Origin of the sequence: Pseudarthrobacter sp. NPDC055928 (genome assembly GCF_042270935.1) — a bacterium.
GTDB lineage: Bacteria > Actinomycetota > Actinomycetes > Actinomycetales > Micrococcaceae > Arthrobacter.
Genome location: NZ_JBHJZH010000009.1, coordinates 84,469 through 101,520, shown reverse-complemented (window position 1 = coordinate 101,520; position 17,052 = coordinate 84,469). Strand labels below are relative to the sequence as shown.

Below are 17,052 nucleotides of genomic sequence, written 5' to 3'. Positions count from 1 at the left end.
CCTGCCCTAGATCCAGGAAGGCATCCACATCCTGTGGCGCCACTCATGGTACGGAATGACTTCGGCTGTCCACACTGGGTAGAAGAAGGCCGACAACAGCACTACGCCGGCAACAAAGATTGCTACCAGGTAGAGCCCGGAACGACGGCGCCACAGTGGATCTGTATTCCGTCCAAGGACGAGGCCCAGACAATACACGAGTGCCAGCACCAGGAACGGCTCGAAGGAGATGGCGTAGAAGTAGAACATGGTCCGCTCCGGGTACAGGAACCAGGGCAGGTAGCCCGCAGCCACCCCGGCGAGTACGGCCCCGGCACGCCAGTCGCGGCGTCCCGCCCACCAGAAGAGGAGTACTGCCAGCGAGATGGTGGCTCCCCACCATACGAGGGGATTGCCGACGGAGAGGATGGCTGAAGCGCAGTTGGGGACATCGCATCCCGGGGCTCCCTGCTTCGGGGACTCATAGAAGAAGGACGTGGGCCGGCCCATCACCAGCCAGCTCCACGCGCTCGCCTCATAGGGGTGCTCGGAGCCCAGCCCCTGGTGGAACTTGTACGCCTCCAGGTGGTAGTGGGCCAGCGACCGGACAGAGTCAGGCAGCCAACCCCACTCGGTCGAGGGGTTGGACCCGGCCCAGCGACGGAAGTAGGCGTCATCGGAACGGAACCAGCCGGTCCAGGTGGCGGTGTACACGACGGCTGCGACCGGAACCATGCTGGCGAAAGCCGGCAGCCCGTCCTTGATGACGCCCCCGGTGAACCAGCCGCGGATTCCGGCGACCCGCCGGGCGGAGAGGTCCCACACGACAGATAGCAGCCCGAAGCCCGCCAGGAAGAACAACCCGGACCACTTGGTCCCCACCGCAAGGCCCAGGCACACGCCGGCGGCGATCCGCCACCACCGGATGCCAAGCCATGGACCGGCCAGCAGTTGGCCCGGGGAGGGTCTGCCATCCTTCCCGGCCGCGGCCTGCCTGGCGAGTCGCGCCGCCAGCTTGAGGCGGCCGTCGTCGCGGTCCATTAGCAGGGCGCCGAAGGCAGCCAGGACCCAGAACATCAGGAAGATATCCAGCAGCGACGTCCGTGACATCACCAGGTGGTGTCCGTCCACAGCCAGCAGCAGCCCTGCCGCGGCGGACAGGGGCAGGGACCGGAACAGTTTTTGGGCGATGAGGACGAGCAGCAGGATGGAAACGGTACCGGTAAGGGCCGCTGAGAAGCGCCAGCCCAGGGGGTTGTCGGCGCCAAAGAGCCACATGCCGCCGGCGATCATCCATTTGCCCACCGGAGGGTGGACCACATACTCGGGCGTGCCCAGGAGGACGGAAGGGTTCCCGGCATTGAAGGAGTCGTTGGCCTTGTCAGGCCAGCTTCGCTCATAGCCGCTGACGAGCAACGAATAGCCGTCCTTGACGTAGTACGTCTCGTCAAAAACCAGGCTGGGCGGAGTGTCCAGGCGGGTGAACCGGAGTACGCCACCGATGGCCGTCGTCAGCAGCGGCACCAACCAGAACCACAACCGGAGCGAGGGCGGGTAGTCACGCCAGCTGCGGATACCGCCGATCAGCCGCTCTTGGAGTGCTTGGGTGGAAAATGCCACGGCTGGCCGGACGATCCAGGGCTTGCCGGCTGAGGCGACGGCCAGTGCGGCGCTTTCCGGCGGGCCGATGAGCGGGTCCAGCGGGTGGGCCTGACCGGCCTCGGCGGGCCGCGTGGGGGTCTGCGTCACGTGCCCCATGCTACCTTTTGCAGCTTGTGCCGCCGGCCAGCAGTAGGCTGGTGGCGTGGACCCTAACCCCGAAACCCTTCCCGACTCCAACCTGCCTGACGACGTCATGCCTAACGCCGGCACTGCAGGACCGGGAAGGATCGTGCTGGCCGCAACGCCGATTGGCAACTCAGGCGACGCCTCCGCACGGCTTGTCGAACTGCTGGCCACTGCTGACATCGTCGCTGCAGAGGACACCAGGCGGCTCCACCGCCTGGTGCAGAACCTTGGCGTCACGGTTGCAGGCCGCGTCATCAGCTACCACGAGCACAACGAGGCGACGAAGACAGCCGAACTCCTCGACGCCGTCAGGGCCGGCAAAACAATGGTCATGGTCACCGACGCGGGGATGCCGTCTGTTTCGGACCCGGGCTTCCGGCTCGTTGAGGGAGCCGTTGCCGCCGGGCTCACCGTCACTGCCGCCCCGGGCCCGTCAGCGGTGCTGACAGCCCTGGCACTCTCCGGCCTGCCCACCGACAGGTTCTGCTTTGAAGGCTTCCTTCCCCGGAAAGCGGGGGAGCGGGCGTCCAGGTTGGCAGACCTTGCTGCGGAGCGGCGAACCATGGTGTTCTTCGAAGCTCCGCACCGGCTGGAGGTCATGCTCAGGGCGTTGCGGGAGCGGTTCGGCGCCGAGCGCAGGATTGCGGTCTGCCGGGAATTGACCAAGACCTATGAGGAGGTCATCCGGGGAACTGTGGGCGAGCTTCTGCTTTGGGCTGAAGGCAATGAGGTCCGGGGTGAGATCGCCGTGGTGCTGGGCGGAGCGCCTGAGCAGGCGCCGGGAACGCCGGAAGACCATGTAGCGGCCGTCAATGCGCTGGTAGCACAGGGAATCAGGCTTAAGGAAGCCGTTGCTGCGGTGGCCGAAGACGTCCGGGTCAGCAAGCGGGAACTGTACTCCGCCGTTCTGGCGGCGCGCTGAACCGGCCCTGGAGAGACTTTCCAACGGCCGACTGATAGCGCGAAATCGCGCGGGACAGGGCTGTGCACCTGCACAGAGCCGAGCTCATTCTGTAGTGCGTAGAGGCGTAGACCGCCGGTTGCGGCGGCAGTAGTCTGGCAGTTAATCAGCCAACAAGGCGTGCCGCTCGGGCGCCGCTGCACGGCTGGAAAAACCTTACTGACGAGGGAGTCATCGTGACTGTCACTGCACTGCCAGCTGTTACCGCAGAGCGCGAGAGCGAGCTGCTGGCCTCTGTTCCCACCGGCCTGCTTATCAATGGTGAGTGGCGGCCGGCCGCTTCCGGGAAGACGTTCGACGTCGAGGACCCCGCCACGGGCAAGGTGCTGTTGAGCATTGCTGATGCGGGTGCCGAAGACGGCAAGGCTGCCCTGGACGCCGCCGCGGCGGCACAGGAGTCATGGGCGAAGGTCCCGCCGCGGGAACGCGGGGAGATCCTGCGCCGTGCCTTTGATCTGGTGACCGAGCGTGCCGAAGACTTCGCGCTCCTCATGACCATGGAAATGGGCAAGCCGCTGGCCGAAGCCCGCGGCGAAGTGACCTACGGCGCTGAGTTCCTGCGCTGGTTCTCCGAAGAAGCCGTCCGCGCGTTCGGCCGCTACTCGGTCTCCCCGGACGGGAAGTCGCGCCTCCTCGTGACCAAGAAGCCTGTGGGTCCCTGCCTTCTGATTACGCCGTGGAACTTCCCGCTGGCCATGGCCACCCGCAAGATCGCTCCCGCCGTCGCCGCAGGCTGCACCATGGTGCTGAAGTCCGCCAACCTGACACCCCTGACGTCCCAGCTTTTCGCCGCCGTTATGCAGGAAGCCGGCCTGCCCGCCGGCGTCCTGAACGTCATTCCAACCTCCACGGCCGGTGCCACCACCGGCCCGCTGATCAAGGATCAGCGCCTCCGGAAACTTTCCTTCACCGGCTCCACCGAGGTGGGCCGCCGCCTTCTTGCCGACGCGTCCGAAACCGTCCTGCGGACCTCCATGGAGCTCGGCGGCAACGCCCCGTTCGTGGTGTTCGAGGACGCGGACCTGGACGCCGCAGTCGCCGGAGCCATGCTGGCAAAGCTGCGCAACATGGGTGAGGCCTGCACCGCCGCGAACCGTTTCATCGTGCACGAGTCCGTCGCTGACGAGTTCGCGGAGAAGTTCGCCGCCAAGATGTCCGAAATGACCACCGCCCGCGGCACCGAGCCGGACTCAAAGGTGGGTCCGCTGATCGATGCCAAGAGCCGGGACAAGGTCCACGAACTGGTATCCGACGCCGTGTCCTCCGGCGCGAGGGCAGTCCTGGGCGGTGCCCCGGCAGAAGGTCCGGGCTACTTCTACCAGCCCACCATCCTCACTGGAGTCACCGAAGGAACCCGGATCCTGTCTGAGGAAATCTTCGGCCCCGTCGCACCCATCATCACCTTCGGCACCGAAGAGGAAGCCATCCGGCTCGCCAACAACACCGAGTACGGCCTGGTGGCCTACGTCTTCACGAGGGACCTCAACCGCGGCATCCGGATGGGTGAACGCCTTGAAACGGGCATGCTCGGCCTGAACGCCGGCGTGATCTCCAACGCCGCCGCCCCCTTCGGCGGCGTCAAGCAGTCCGGCCTGGGCCGTGAAGGCGGGCTGGAAGGCATCGAGGAATACCTCTACACCCAGTACATCGGCATTGCCGACCCCTACGCAGGCTGAGGCTTCGCAGAAGCCAGGTGCGCATCGGTTGGGGCAACTAGCCTTCGCTGAGGCGCCGGAGGTCGTCGCGCGCCCGTGACCACGAGCGTGCGACGGCCTTTGCCGTCCGTCGGACCTGCCGGCCAATGAACCGGAAAGGCGCCGTCAACATCCTCCCCCAAAGCGCCATGACCGACGCCGGGAGCCACTCGGCGCGCAGCCTTCTGCCCCGGGTGACGTTGGCCCGCATGGAGCCCTGAAGGGCCACAATCCGGGCGGCGGCCGGCTTGTCCCTGCCCGCCGCGGGGGAATCGCCGACAGGAGGGCCGTAAGCGCGCCGTTCGAAATCGGCGGTGAGCGAGATGACGGCCTGGTGCGCGGCGTCGTCCATTCCGCCGGGTTCACCGAGCAGAGGCGAGCTGCGGAGCCGGGCCGAATACAACCTGGGCGTCTCACTCGGTCCGGGAGGCAAGCCATAGTCCGTGCCGAGGTCACGGAGCTCGGACCACGCCATGGGGATGGCCGTAGGAGACGGAGGATCAGTGGTTCGCAGCCTGCGGGCCCGGACTCCTAGCCGCACGAGCCTGGGTGAGGACAGCAGGAGGATCAGCACTGCCGATCCTGCCAGGCCCAGCAGCCAAGGCAGAAGCTGCGAACCTGCCTCACTGCCCGGGCCGCCGTCACCGGGAACGGGCAATGGTGCCGCGCTGGGCAAAGGCGTGGCTGTCGCACCGTTGGATGGAATGAGGTCGTCATTATTTTCGATGGCTCCCGGGGCGCCTGCTGCCGAGCTTTCGATGGCATACTCGGGGACCACCCCACGCGAGGGGGTGGGCTCAAACGGTACCCACCCGAGCCCCTGGAAGTAGAGCTCCGGCCAGGCATGGGCATCACGGGCGTCCACTTCGTACTCGGAGAGTGGTCCTAGTCCGGCGACGTTCACTGTAGCTCCAGTCAGCCGCCCAGGGGCGTAGCCGACGGCGATCCTGCTGGGGATCCCCTCCAACCGGGCCATGACGGCCATAGCGGAGGCGTAGTGGATACAGTATCCGCTCTTTTGGGTGAGGAAATCAGCGAGCACTGACAGTCCGTTGCCGTCATAGCCGCCTTGGACCGGGGACTGCAGGGAATAAGTGAATTCCGCTGACCGCAGGTATCTCTGGATGGCCATCGCCTTTGCGTAAGCGCTGCCGCCCGATCCGGTGACGGAGTCGGCCGTGGTCCTGACGATGTCAGGAACGTTGCCTGGAACCCGGGTGAAATCCTCCGCAATGCCCTGCACTGCTGCTGAGGACCGGTCGAGCAGACTGGCAGTGAGCCGCGGCGCAGAGGAGACCACGGTGTATTCCTGGCTTCTCGAGTTGGTATCTACCCCTTTGATGCTCAGGGTGGCGGGATCCCAGGACCAGCGCCCGCCCAGCCCCCGGATCGATTCAGGGGCATACGGCACCGGCAGGTATGGGCTCGTGAAGGCGCCCGTTTCCACTGCGGTCACGTAGCGGAGCTGCTCCTCAGCAGGGATCGCGTAGCCAGGCTCGATCGGCCCGGCCACCGGTTGGCGCGATTCCTCACGGTCGTCCGGTCCCCAGGAGTCGCCGTCGAAATTGTCCACCGTGACCGAACGCAGGTAGAGCGGCGTGACGGCGTTCGTAGCGTACGTGATCCGTCCGGTTCCAGCGGGAGTGCGGAGGCTGTTTCCAAGCGTGATCATGGGATTAAGGCCCGTGGACGCGCCCCAGGGGTTCACGCGCGACCCTTGCGGGAATGTACCTTGGTCGAAGCCGGGGATCGCCATCGGAATGATCAGCGTGGCCACGAGGGCAACGGATCCGGTGAGTGCGGCCCGCTTCAGATGCCCGGGGTTACGGGCGGTGTCCGCTGGTGTGCCCGCGTCCGGGGCGAACCACTGGCTGCACGCCAGAATCAGCAGGTAGCCGGCCACCGTGGCGCTGAAACTCCACACTCCCACGCTCTGCGGCTTAACCATGGCGGGCACGATCAGGATGGCGAACAGGCCCAGGCCCGTGGTGGCCGGCGTGCCGAGGGGCAACGCCAATGCGTCGATAAGAATGACCATCAGGCCGAGGACCGCGCAGGTCACCATGACGATTCCGGCGTTCGGGGCCACGGGCGCGCTTTCGGCGAGTACCGTCTCGCTGGCACGGCGTATGAACCTGTCAAACTCCTTCATGGTGGCGCCCGACGGGATGATTCCGGCAATGCCTGTGCTGCGGAAGAACGTCAGCGTCAGGATGGCAATGAGCGAAGCGAAGCCGCCGGCGGTGACGAGGAGAGGCTGCGCCCGGGCGGCCCGCAGCGCGGCCATGGTCAGGCAAACCACAAAAACGGTGGTCAGGACCGGCAGATACCACGCCCAGCCCCTCAGGACACCGTTCAGTGACAAGGCCGCGCCGCACACAGACAGCCCTACCGCCCCAGCCATGACCCACGGGTAGGCGCCGACCCGCGCCCTGCCTGGCGCACGGCCGGATGTCTGAGAAATTGCCGGCTCCGCGGTGGAGGAGGTGTGCTTCTCGGGGGCGAGTGTCATCGCGCCACCCCCGCGCCGCGCCGGACATCGGCTGCTGCGGTATCCAGCGCAGCTCCGCCTTGGTCAAAGTGGCTCCATGCTGCAGGCACCGGAACCGCCGGGGACACGGCAACTGCACGCCACCCTCCGCGCCGCAGCTCTTCAAGCTGTTCGTGGAACTCCGACGGCCTTTCGGCGACGATGATGGCGAACGCATTCGCGCCATAGCCTGCGGCCGGGGCCAAGGCATTGGCTTCGGCCATGGACACCCTGCCCAGGAGCGCGATGATAGGACCCCGCATCCGGTGCGCCGAAAGTTTGTCCATGAGTTCGTCGTCGAACGGGGCCGGACCGGAATCCTGCCCAAAGCCATGGTCCCGCCCGATGGCGGCGGCGTCCTTGCGGGGGGCGGCCGCGGGAGCCGGACTCCCACGGCCAGCCTCATTGTGGCCGTGATGGCCGTGATGGCCGTGATGCGGACCGGAGAGCTGGATGGCGGCCAGGCTTTCGGCGATGGACTGCAGCCCACCCGTGCCCACGTACTCCTCCACCTCCGGTTCAGGCGCCGAGGGCGAACGCAGGAAAGCCGGTTCGCCCCGGGCATCGAGCAGCCGCAGCGCATAATTCCGTTCGGCAAGGTGGGTGCTGACGGAGATGGCCGCCACCACTGCCCACTCGAAGGTGCCGCTGGTGAGCATGTCGTGCCCGTCCACGGCAGCGGATCCGCCAAACCCGATCCCGCCGAATCCGGTCCCGGGGCTGCCGGAAAAGGCGACAAACCGCTGGTCCAGGATAATGGTGGCCTCCGGAGTAGTGACCGACTCCTCCTGCCGGACCATCAGTGCTCCGTGCCGGGCAGTCGCCGGCCAATGTACCCGGCGCATGGGGTCGCCGTGCCGGTACTCGCGGGTCATCACGTCATCGTCGCTCGGGTTGGCCCGGATCCGGGTCGCGGTGACGCCGTCGTTCCCGCGAGCCCCAGCGAGTCCCGTGACCGGAAGCTCGACGGCGGCGGGCGTCACCGTGAGGGTGTCGCCGTCGTCGATTGCCTGCCGGTGAAGGGACAGCCCGAACGGGTCAGTGAACTCCGCCGTTACCGGCCCGATGAGAAATTGACCGCGCTGGCTGGAACGCAGGTGGTATTCATACCGGCTGGTGCCACCGGTTGCCGACCGCGCGGGGAATCGGAACGCCGGTGACTCCCCGAACCGCGGGGGCAGCCGCTCCTCCATGATCGCGCGGCCCGTGCCCTGCCCGGTGCGCGCCACAGCCAGCCGGACAGTGGTGGCGGCCGAGGTTTCCACCGGCGAAGGATTAAACTCCCGGTAGACCTGGAATTTGGGCTTGACCAGACGGATTCCGGCCAGCGAGATGAGGGGAAGCACGATCAGCAGGACGCTGAGGCTCAGGAGATCCCGGCGGCCCATGATCTGAGCGGCCAACAGCGACACGGCACCGGCCGCGAGCAGGCCCCAGCCGCGCTGGCTGAACAGGTGGCGGGGCAGTCGGTCCAGCAGTGCCATGGGACTCTGCCTAGTGATTCCTGCGGAGCCCGGAGCCCGGTGGCGTGCCCGGCGCCGGCTTGGCCCCGAACCGGGTCGCGGCGTCGGCCAGGTCCTGGCTGACGGGAAGCCTGTTCAGGATGCCGCGGATGACGCTGTGTGGGGTCTCCCCGGCACTGGCGGCCTTGCGGTCCAGGATAATCCGGTGGGCAAGGACAGATTCGGCAACGTTGACCACGTCATCGGGAAGCACAAAATCACGTTCGTCCAGGGCTGCCGTGGCCTTGGCCGCGCGGAGCAACTGCAGCATCGAGCGAGGACTGGCGCCCAGTCTGAGCAGGGGACTTTCACGGGTGGCCCTGCCCACGGACACGGTGTATTCCTTGACGGCCTGCGATACATAGACCTTCTGGACAGCGGCAATCATCGCCGCGACGTCTGCGGCGGTGACCACGGCCGAGACCTTTGCCAGCGGCGACGTGGCTTGGTGGGTTTCCAGCATTTCGATCTCGGAGTCCTTGTCCGGATAGCCCATGGAGATACGTGCCATAAAGCGGTCCCGCTGCGCTTCCGGCAGGGGATAGGTACCCTCCATCTCGATCGGATTCTGCGTGGCGACCACCATGAACGGCTCATCAAGTTTGTAGGAGTGCCCGTCCACGGTGACCTGGTGCTCCTCCATGCACTCCAAAAGCGCGGACTGTGTCTTGGCCGAGGCCCGGTTGATTTCGTCACCAATGACGATGTTGGCGAACACCGCACCCGGGCGGAACTCGAACAGGCGGGAAGACTGGTTGTAGATGGACACGCCGGTGACGTCGGACGGCAACAGGTCAGGGGTGAACTGGATCCGGCTTACTGTGCAGTCGATGGTCCGTGCGAGGGTCTTGGCGAGCAGCGTCTTGCCGACGCCGGGCACGTCCTCGAGCAGGAGGTGGCCCTGGGCCAGAAGGACGGTCAGGGCCAGTTTTGCGGCCTCAGACTTTCCATCGATGACTGTATTGATCTCGTCCAGGATGCGCCGGCTTGCAGAGTGGAAGGCGGCCGCGTCCATCGCCTGGACCTTGTGGCCGTTCAGCTGCGTGACCGGTTCCGCAATCCCTGCGAAGGTCCGGCCTGCGGTTTCGATCTCATTGACGGCCGTGCGTCGGTGGGAGTCCATCGGCAACCTTTCAGCCCGGTATCGACTGGGACGGGACAGCAAGCCTGCCTTCGCCCGTCGGTGGGCGTTCGCATCTGTTGGTAACAGACTACTAACAGAACTGCCGTGCCTGACAGAGAGTTCCCGTAATTCTCGGTGCATCGGCCGCCGCTAGGCTAGTGGGATGTGCAATTCGCTGATTCCCGCCGCCTACCGTACCGCCGGGACGGACGGTTCAGCCTCGGTTGCGGCTGCTGGCGGGCGGGCCTTTCCGCCGGCGCCCGAGCCACTGCCGGTCCCGGTCATGGACAACCACACCCACCTTGATTTTCCCGACGGCGCGGGGCCAGTGGGGATCTCCGCTGCCTTGGATGCCGCCCAGGCTGTCGGAGTGCAGGGGGTGGTCCAAGTGGGCTGCGACCTCGAATCCTCCCGCTTCACCGTGGAGGCGGTAGGTCAGGACAGCAGGCTGCTGGGTGCTGTGGCACTGCACCCCAATGACGCCCCGGATTACGCCGCCCGCGGCGAGCTGGAGGACGCTTTGGCGGAGATTGAGCGGCTTGCAGCCCATCCCCGCATCCGGGCTATTGGCGAAACCGGGCTGGATTTCTTCCGCACGGAAGGGGAGGGCCTGGTGCATCAGCGCTACTCGTTCAGGCGCCACATAGACATCGCCAAGAGGCTGGGCCTGACCCTCCAGATCCACGACCGCGACGCCCACGATGACGTTGTTAAGGTCCTGCGGGAAGAAGGGGCTCCCGAGCGCGTGGTCTTCCACTGCTTTTCGGGGGACGAGGAGTTGGCCCGAATCTGCAATGCGGAGGGCTGGAACATGTCCTTCGCAGGCACCCTGACCTTCAAGAACGCCCACAATCTTCGGGCGGCGCTCGCAGTGGCCGAACCGGGGCTGGTGCTGGTGGAAACCGATGCGCCCTTCCTCACCCCGCACCCGCACCGTGGGCGGGCAAACGCCAGTTACATGGTGCCGTACACGGTCAGGGCCATGGCTGATGTGACAGGAGCCGACCTTGCGGGGCTTTGTCAGCAGATTAGCGAAAATACCGTGCGGGCCTACGGATCCTGGGACTGAGACCGCGACCCTAGACTGAGGACCTGCGAATACCGGGTATGCAAAATTCTTGGCCGCTTTATAACGCTACGGTTACAGTGGGTAACTATTAGCCGGGGTCGGGGAAGGCCTTCGGATAATTCACTTCATCCGCTGCAGGATCATGAACGGCCGTGATGCCGCATGCCTGCCGCGTGAAGTGTGGCGGCGCAAAGGTGCCCGGAGCTGACCTCAGGGGTTCTGCGCCGGGTGTTTTACTGCGTTTTTCCCCGTGCCCGGATGGTCCTAAAGTTACGGGCAATCGTGGTCAAGCTTTTCACATCTGACGGCAAGTTCAGTTTCGTCAAGGTTGGTACCCAGCTGGTGGTGCTTTGCGCGCTCGTGCTCGGGCTCGTCGCCTTTGTCGGAAATAACAAAACAATCACGCTTAATGTCGACGGCAAGGTCAGTTCAGTCCAGACCTTCGGCGGCACAGTGGGCCAGGTTGTCAAAAGCGCAAAACTGGACCTGAAGCCGGCGGACCGGGTATCGCCGTCCGTCGACGAGACCGTTGAAAACGGCACCGTTATCAATGTGAACATGGCCAAGGCCGTGAAAGTCAGTCTCGATGGCTCCGAAAAGACCGTCAGCACCACGTCCCCGGACGTCGCCGGACTCGTGACCGAGCTCGGTGTGGCCAGTTCGTCGTCCGTGTCCGTTCCGAAGGACGCCCAGCTGGCCGTGGACGGATCGTTCGTCTCCATCACAACGCCCAAGAACGTCAGCATCGTTGCCGACGGAAAAGTCACCACGACAACTACCACCGCCTCCACAGTGGAGGCCGTCCTTGAGGATGCAGGCGTGAGCCTGGGCGTGAACGACCGGAGCTCGCAGCCGGGCAACGCCCCCGTGGTAAACAACATGGTGGTTAAGGTTTCCCGAGTGGATACCGGCCAGACGGCGGCAACCACGGAGGACGTCAAGTTCGAGACGATGACCTCCGAAAGCGCCGATATGTTCAAGGGTGAGAAGAAGGTGACCCAGGCTGGCGCCGCCGGAAAGGTTGAGCGGACCTTCAAACTGGTTCTGGTTGATGGCCGCGAGGCGTCCCGCACACTGGTTTCCGAGACCGTGACCGTTCAGCCTGTGACAGAGCAGGTCACAGTGGGCACCAAGGCGAAGCCGGCAGCCACCGCCCCCGCCGGCACAAACACCGGTGCCGCTGCCCCGGCCATGATGAATGAAGCCATGTGGGACAAGATCGCCCAGTGCGAGTCGGGTGGCAACTGGTCCATCAACACCGGCAACGGCTACTACGGCGGCCTCCAGTTCGACATCCGGACATGGATCGGCTCGGGCGGCGGTGCCTACGCCCCGAACGCCAGCCTGGCCACCAAAGCCCAGCAGATTGATATCGCCAACCGCGTGTACGCACAGCGTGGCCTCCAGCCCTGGGGCTGTGGCTGGGCGGCCACCAGCTAGGACCGTCGCTCCCGATTCACGGGCCAACCCTGCCGTGGCAGCCGACCACAGCCGCGCCGGGAATGACTGAACAATCAACGTAATGGCCGGCCCCGGACTACCGGGGCCGGCCATTACGTTGATTCCGCATGGCGGGGATGACCGCCGGGATAGGATACCTAGGTGACTGAACCGAGCCCCGCCGCGCCCGCACCCCTCTTCGGTGCCTCCGACATACGCCGGCTGGCGGAAGAGATCGGAATCCGGCCCACAAAGACTCTCGGGCAAAATTTCGTCATCGACGGCAACACCATCCGCAGGATCGTCTCAGTTGCCAATATCGGAGCTGACGAGACGGTCCTGGAGGTGGGTCCTGGGCTCGGCTCCCTGACGCTGGGGCTGCTGGACGCCGCAAAGTCGGTAGTTGCCGTCGAAATTGATCCGGTCCTGGCCGCGAAGCTGCCCCACACCGTTACTGAATGGCGGCCAGGGGCCGTTGACGACTTTCACCTCGTCCAGGCTGACGCGATGAAGGTGACGACGCTGCCCGTGGAACCGACCGCGCTCGTTGCCAACCTTCCCTATAACGTGGCCGTACCAGTGGTCCTCCATCTGCTTCAGCACTTCCCGAGCCTCCAGCACGGCCTCGTGATGGTGCAGGACGAAGTGGCCGACAGGCTCGCGGCAGGACCGGGTTCCAAGACGTACGGTGTGCCGTCCGTCAAAGCCGCGTGGTACAGCAGCATGCGCAAGGCCGGGGTGATCGGCATGAACGTGTTCTGGCCTGCACCTAAGATCCACTCCGGGCTAGTGGCCTTCACACGGAGGGAGCCGCCTGCCACCACTGCTACCCGGGAACAAGTCTTCGCTGTGATCGACGCTGCGTTTGCGCAGCGTCGCAAGACCCTGCGGGCAGCCTTGGCCGGCTGGGCGGGTGGCGCGGCCGAGGCCGAGCGCTGCCTGGTGGCAGCTGGCGTCGATCCCACGGCCCGGGGCGAAGTCATCGATATCTTAGCCTTCGCAAGGATTGCCGAAGCCCGCGAGGCCACCGCGTGAATGCGCTTGCAGGACGGTTCGCCGCGCGGACCGTCCGCGTTAAAGCCCCCGGGAAGGTCAACGTTTCCCTGGATGTGGGCCCGCTCCGGCCGGACGGCTACCATTCGGTCGCCAGCGTGTACCTGGCGGTCTCTCTTTACGAAGAGGTCTCCGCCACCAGCATGGAGGCCCCGGGCATTACAGTCAGCATCAGCCCGGACAGCACCCTTGACCTCGACGGCGTGGACATCCCGCTGGATGAGAACAACCTTGCCTACAAAGCCGCTGCCATCATGGCCGATGTCTCCGAACACGCCACGGGGGTCCACCTCGAGATCACCAAGCGCGTGCCGGTGGCTGGAGGCATGGGCGGTGGTTCGGCGGATGCTGCTGCGACGTTGCTGGCGTGCGATGCGTTATGGAACAGCGGCCTGTCGCGGGAGGAACTGGCCCACTTGGCGGGGGAGCTGGGTGCCGACGTTCCGTTCTCCCTGCTGGGCGGGACGGCCGTGGGCCTGGGCCTGGGTGACGAACTCTCGCCGGCGCTGGCCAAGGCCCAGACCGACTGGGTGCTGGTGGCAGCTGAGTACGGCCTCAGCACCCCGGAGGTATACCGGACCCTGGACAGGCTTCGCGAGGCCGAGGGCGTTGTGGCAGCCGAGCCTGACGGCGTGGATCCCAAGATCCTGCAGGCACTGCGCAGCGGAGACGCCGAAGCGTTGAGCAGGGTGCTGGTGAACGACCTGCAGCGTGCTTCCATTGAACTGGCCCCGGACCTCCGCAGCACGTTGGGCATGGGCGAATCGCTCGGCGCCATCGCCGGCATCGTCTCAGGCTCGGGTCCCACTGTGGCCCTGCTGGCCCACAGCCCGGCGGCGGCCGAAAGCCTCGCGGAGGACCTGCTGCACCACGGTCTTACGGCCTGGGCTGTGCACGGGCCCGTGCCGGGTGCCCGCATCATCTCCGATACCCTCCTCTAAGAGCCCTCTTCGTATTAAGCAGTAGAAAGCAGTTCCCTTGGCACACCTTCTTGGCGGCGAAAACCTCACGGTTTCGTACGCGACGCGCACCGTCCTGGACGGCATCACCCTCGGACTTGAGGAGGGCGACCGGATCGGCATGGTGGGCCGGAACGGCGACGGCAAGTCGACGCTCATGCGCCTGCTGGCTATGCGCTCCACCCCGGATTCCGGCCGCGTGACCAAGCGCAGCGAAGTCAACATCGGATACCTGGACCAGAGTGACGTACTCGACGGCGACCTTACCGTCGGTGCTGCGATCGTTGGCGACCAGGCCGACTACGAATGGGCCCGCAACCCCCAAATCCGCGAGGTCATGGGCGGACTGGTGTCCGACGTCGACTGGCACGCGAACGTCCACGCCCTGTCCGGTGGGCAGAAGCGGCGGGTGGCGCTTGCCAAGCTGCTGATCGAGGACCATGACGTCATCATGCTCGACGAGCCCACCAACCACCTTGACGTCGAAGGCGTCGCGTGGCTGTCCCGGCACCTGAAGACCCGGTGGCGGGCCAACCAGGGCGCCTTCCTCGTGGTCACACACGACCGCTGGTTCCTCGACGAAGTTTGCACCAAGACCTGGGAAATCCACGACGGCATCATGGACCCGTTCGACGGCGGCTACGCAGCCTACGTCCTGGCTCGCGCCGAGCGTGACCGCTCGGCCACGGTGATGGAAAGCAAGCGCCAGCAACTGGTGAAGAAGGAGCTGGCGTGGCTGAGGCGCGGCGCCCCTGCCCGCACGGCCAAGCCGAAATTCCGGATCGAGGCAGCCAATGCCCTGATCGCCGATGTTCCGGAGCCGCGCGACTCCACGGCACTGAGCAAGATGGCCACGGCCCGCCTGGGCAAGGACGTCCTGGACCTGGAAAACGTGTCGCTGGACTACCTTGGCGGCGACGAAGGGCAGAAGCTCTTCGACAACATCACCCTGCGGCTTGCGCCTGGTGAGCGGCTGGGCCTGGTGGGCGTCAACGGGGCCGGCAAGACCACCCTGCTGAAGCTCCTCAACGGCCAGATCGAGCCGTCCTCCGGCAAGCTGAAGCGCGGCAAGACTGTGGTCACCGCCGTGCTGACCCAGGAAGTCAAAGAACTCGACGACGTCTCGGACCTCCGTGTTATCGAAGTGATCGAGCGCGAGAAACGATCCTTCAACGTGGGCGGCAAGGAATTCACGGCTGGCCAGCTGGTGGAGCAGCTTGGCTTCACGAAGGAGAAGCAGTGGACTCCGGTGAAGGATCTTTCCGGCGGTGAGCGCCGGCGCCTCCAGCTGCTGCGGCTGCTGGTTGGGGAGCCCAACGTGCTGATGCTCGATGAGCCCACCAACGACCTTGACACGGACACCCTCGCCGCCGTCGAGGACGTCCTGGACGGCTGGCCGGGCACCCTCGTGGTGGTGAGCCACGACCGCTACCTGCTGGAGCGCGTCACCGACCACCAGATGGCACTCCTGGGTGACGGGAAGATCCGCGCCCTGCCGCGTGGCGTGGACCAGTACCTGGAGCTCCGCGAATCAGCGTTGGCCGGATCCACCATCACCGGCGGCGGCAATCCCGTCACCGGTCCGAGCGGCAGCGCAGCTCCCGCATCCTCCGGAGCCTCCGAAGCCGAAAAACGCGACGCCCGCAAGGCCAAGAACCGGATCGAACGCCAATTGGGCAAGCTCGAACAGCAGGAAAAGAAGCTCCACGACCAGATGGTCAAAAGCACCGCGGAGAACGACTTCGATGCCCTGGGCGAGCAAAACAAGAAACTCAAGGACCTCGCCGGTGAACGCGAAGCGCTGGAACTCGAATGGTTAGAGGCCCTGGAAGTCCTCGGCGAATAGCCTGTGGGGCCTCGCCGGCCTCGGTCGCCTTGGGCGAGGGCACGTTACCTTGCCGCCGTGGAACAGTAGGCAACCCACACGGAACCTTCGGCAGGTTGTGGGTGAGGGTGCCTTGCGGCTGATCCCCAATGGAACCTTCGGCAATCGCGGGGCAGGGGGTCTTCGTGTAGTCGCGCATCGCGGCGCATCGGGCGCTGGAGGTCGCTCAGCGACCGCAGGTGCCCCTATGCGTCGTGTCTAAGCGACGGCGAAGGGCCACTGCGCCGCAAAGGTGACCAGGGGACGGCGAAGGGCCACTGCGCCGCCGTGGTGACCACGGACGACCGCGAAGGGCGCCTGCGCCGTGGTGGTGACCACTGCCGGAAACTAAGCCTCGCCGCGGAGCTCCGGTTCCTTCTTGAGGCCTGTGAGGCCGTTCCAGGCGAGGTTGACCAGGTGTGCCGCGACCGTGTGTTTGTCCGGCTGGCGGCTGTCCTGCCACCACTGGCCGGTCATGGCCACCATGCCCACGAGCATCTGCGCGTACATGGCGCCGTCCTCGGCGCTGAAGCCGCGGCGGTCGAATTCGTCGGAAAGAATGTGTTCCACCCGGGCGGTGACGTGGGACAGCAACGTGGAAAAGGCGCCTTCCGGCTGGGACGGCGGGGCGTCACGCATCAGGATGCGGAAGCCGTCGGTGCGGTCCTCGATGTAGGTCAGCAGGGCGAGGGCGGCGCGCTCCACCATGATGCGCGGCTTGGCTTCTTCGGTCAGGGCGCTGTTGATCGCGTCGAGCAGGATGCGGAACTCGAAGTCCACTACCTCCGTGTACAGGCCTTCCTTGGAACCGAAGTGTTCATAGATGACCGGTTTGGATACCCCGGCGCAGGCGGCAATCTCCTCAATCGTTGTTCCGTCGAGCCCTCGGATGGCAAAGAGCCCGCGTCCCACCTCGATCAGCTGGCTGCGCCGCTGCAGGCCTGTCATGCGAATCCGAGGAGGGTTGTTGGTCACATTTCCATCATGCCTTACCGTCGGGCAGCGCCTCGATGATGGCGGATTCCGGCCGATGTCGCATCGGGCCCCGAACCCATGGCAAAATAAATACTTGTGCCCGGGCCTTGTGCCG

General features: G+C 65.6%; 12 protein-coding genes. 7 read left to right on the top strand and 5 right to left on the bottom strand.

All coding sequences use genetic code 11. The features are described 5' to 3' along the window. Nucleotides 1-6: 6 nt before the first annotated feature. The gene (locus tag ACFC25_RS12830; protein ID WP_376045665.1) at nt 7-1,737 is read right to left on the bottom strand and encodes a dolichyl-phosphate-mannose--protein mannosyltransferase; all 1,731 of its coding nucleotides are present in this window, start codon (nt 1,735-1,737) and stop codon (nt 7-9) included. A 46-nt stretch (nt 1,738-1,783) separates the two neighbouring features. On the opposite strand from ACFC25_RS12830, the gene rsmI reads away from it, so the two are divergent. Next, complete coding sequence (rsmI, locus tag ACFC25_RS12825; protein WP_376045662.1) at nt 1,784-2,689, top strand: 16S rRNA (cytidine(1402)-2'-O)-methyltransferase; 906 nt, start codon at nt 1,784-1,786, stop codon at nt 2,687-2,689. A gap of 215 nt (nt 2,690-2,904) precedes the next feature. Further along, a complete protein-coding gene (locus ACFC25_RS12820; protein ID WP_337346613.1) occupies nt 2,905-4,404 on the top strand; it encodes an NAD-dependent succinate-semialdehyde dehydrogenase in 1,500 nt (499 codons plus the stop codon). Between the two features lie 37 nt (nt 4,405-4,441). On the opposite strand, the gene ACFC25_RS12815 is transcribed toward ACFC25_RS12820, so the two are convergent. Genes ACFC25_RS12815 through ACFC25_RS12805 form a run of 3 tightly spaced genes read right to left on the bottom strand, consistent with a single transcriptional unit; the run spans nt 4,442 to nt 9,577 of the window. Continuing rightward, nucleotides 4,442-6,934: a transglutaminaseTgpA domain-containing protein gene (locus ACFC25_RS12815; RefSeq protein ID WP_376045659.1), complete on the bottom strand. Its 2,493-nt coding sequence runs from the start codon at nt 6,932-6,934 to the stop codon at nt 4,442-4,444. Then, nucleotides 6,931-8,436 (bottom strand): DUF58 domain-containing protein, encoded by a 1,506-nt coding sequence (locus ACFC25_RS12810; protein ID WP_337346611.1) that lies wholly within the window; start codon nt 8,434-8,436, stop codon nt 6,931-6,933. Before ACFC25_RS12810 ends, ACFC25_RS12815 begins: the two co-directional genes overlap by 4 nt. Before the next feature lie 10 nt (nt 8,437-8,446). Continuing rightward, nucleotides 8,447-9,577: an AAA family ATPase gene (locus ACFC25_RS12805; RefSeq protein ID WP_376045657.1), complete on the bottom strand. Its 1,131-nt coding sequence runs from the start codon at nt 9,575-9,577 to the stop codon at nt 8,447-8,449. A gap of 163 nt (nt 9,578-9,740) precedes the next feature. Between ACFC25_RS12805 and ACFC25_RS12800 the strand changes: the two genes are divergently transcribed. The 5 genes from ACFC25_RS12800 to ACFC25_RS12780 all read left to right on the top strand — a co-directional run bounded on the left by ACFC25_RS12800 (nt 9,741) and on the right by ACFC25_RS12780 (nt 15,944). Continuing rightward, entirely contained in the window at nt 9,741-10,646 is a 906-nt protein-coding gene (locus ACFC25_RS12800) for a TatD family hydrolase (RefSeq protein WP_337346609.1), read from the top strand. A gap of 282 nt (nt 10,647-10,928) precedes the next feature. After that, the gene (locus tag ACFC25_RS12795) at nt 10,929-12,086 is read left to right on the top strand and encodes a transglycosylase family protein (RefSeq protein ID WP_337346608.1); all 1,158 of its coding nucleotides are present in this window, start codon (nt 10,929-10,931) and stop codon (nt 12,084-12,086) included. Between the two features lie 162 nt (nt 12,087-12,248). Then, the gene (gene rsmA, locus ACFC25_RS12790; protein WP_337346607.1) at nt 12,249-13,121 is read left to right on the top strand and encodes a 16S rRNA (adenine(1518)-N(6)/adenine(1519)-N(6))-dimethyltransferase RsmA; all 873 of its coding nucleotides are present in this window, start codon (nt 12,249-12,251) and stop codon (nt 13,119-13,121) included. Beyond that, nucleotides 13,118-14,080, top strand: coding sequence for a 4-(cytidine 5'-diphospho)-2-C-methyl-D-erythritol kinase (locus ACFC25_RS12785; protein WP_337346606.1), 963 nt, complete (start codon nt 13,118-13,120; stop codon nt 14,078-14,080). Before rsmA ends, ACFC25_RS12785 begins: the two co-directional genes overlap by 4 nt. A 37-nt stretch (nt 14,081-14,117) precedes the next feature. Beyond that, entirely contained in the window at nt 14,118-15,944 is a 1,827-nt protein-coding gene (locus tag ACFC25_RS12780; RefSeq protein ID WP_337346605.1) for an ABC-F family ATP-binding cassette domain-containing protein, read from the top strand. A 366-nt stretch (nt 15,945-16,310) separates the two neighbouring features. Here the strand turns inward: ACFC25_RS12780 and ACFC25_RS12775 are convergent, their stop codons facing one another. Further along, a complete protein-coding gene (locus tag ACFC25_RS12775; protein WP_376045651.1) occupies nt 16,311-16,937 on the bottom strand; it encodes a TetR/AcrR family transcriptional regulator in 627 nt (208 codons plus the stop codon). Between the last annotated feature and the right edge of the window lie 115 nt (nt 16,938-17,052).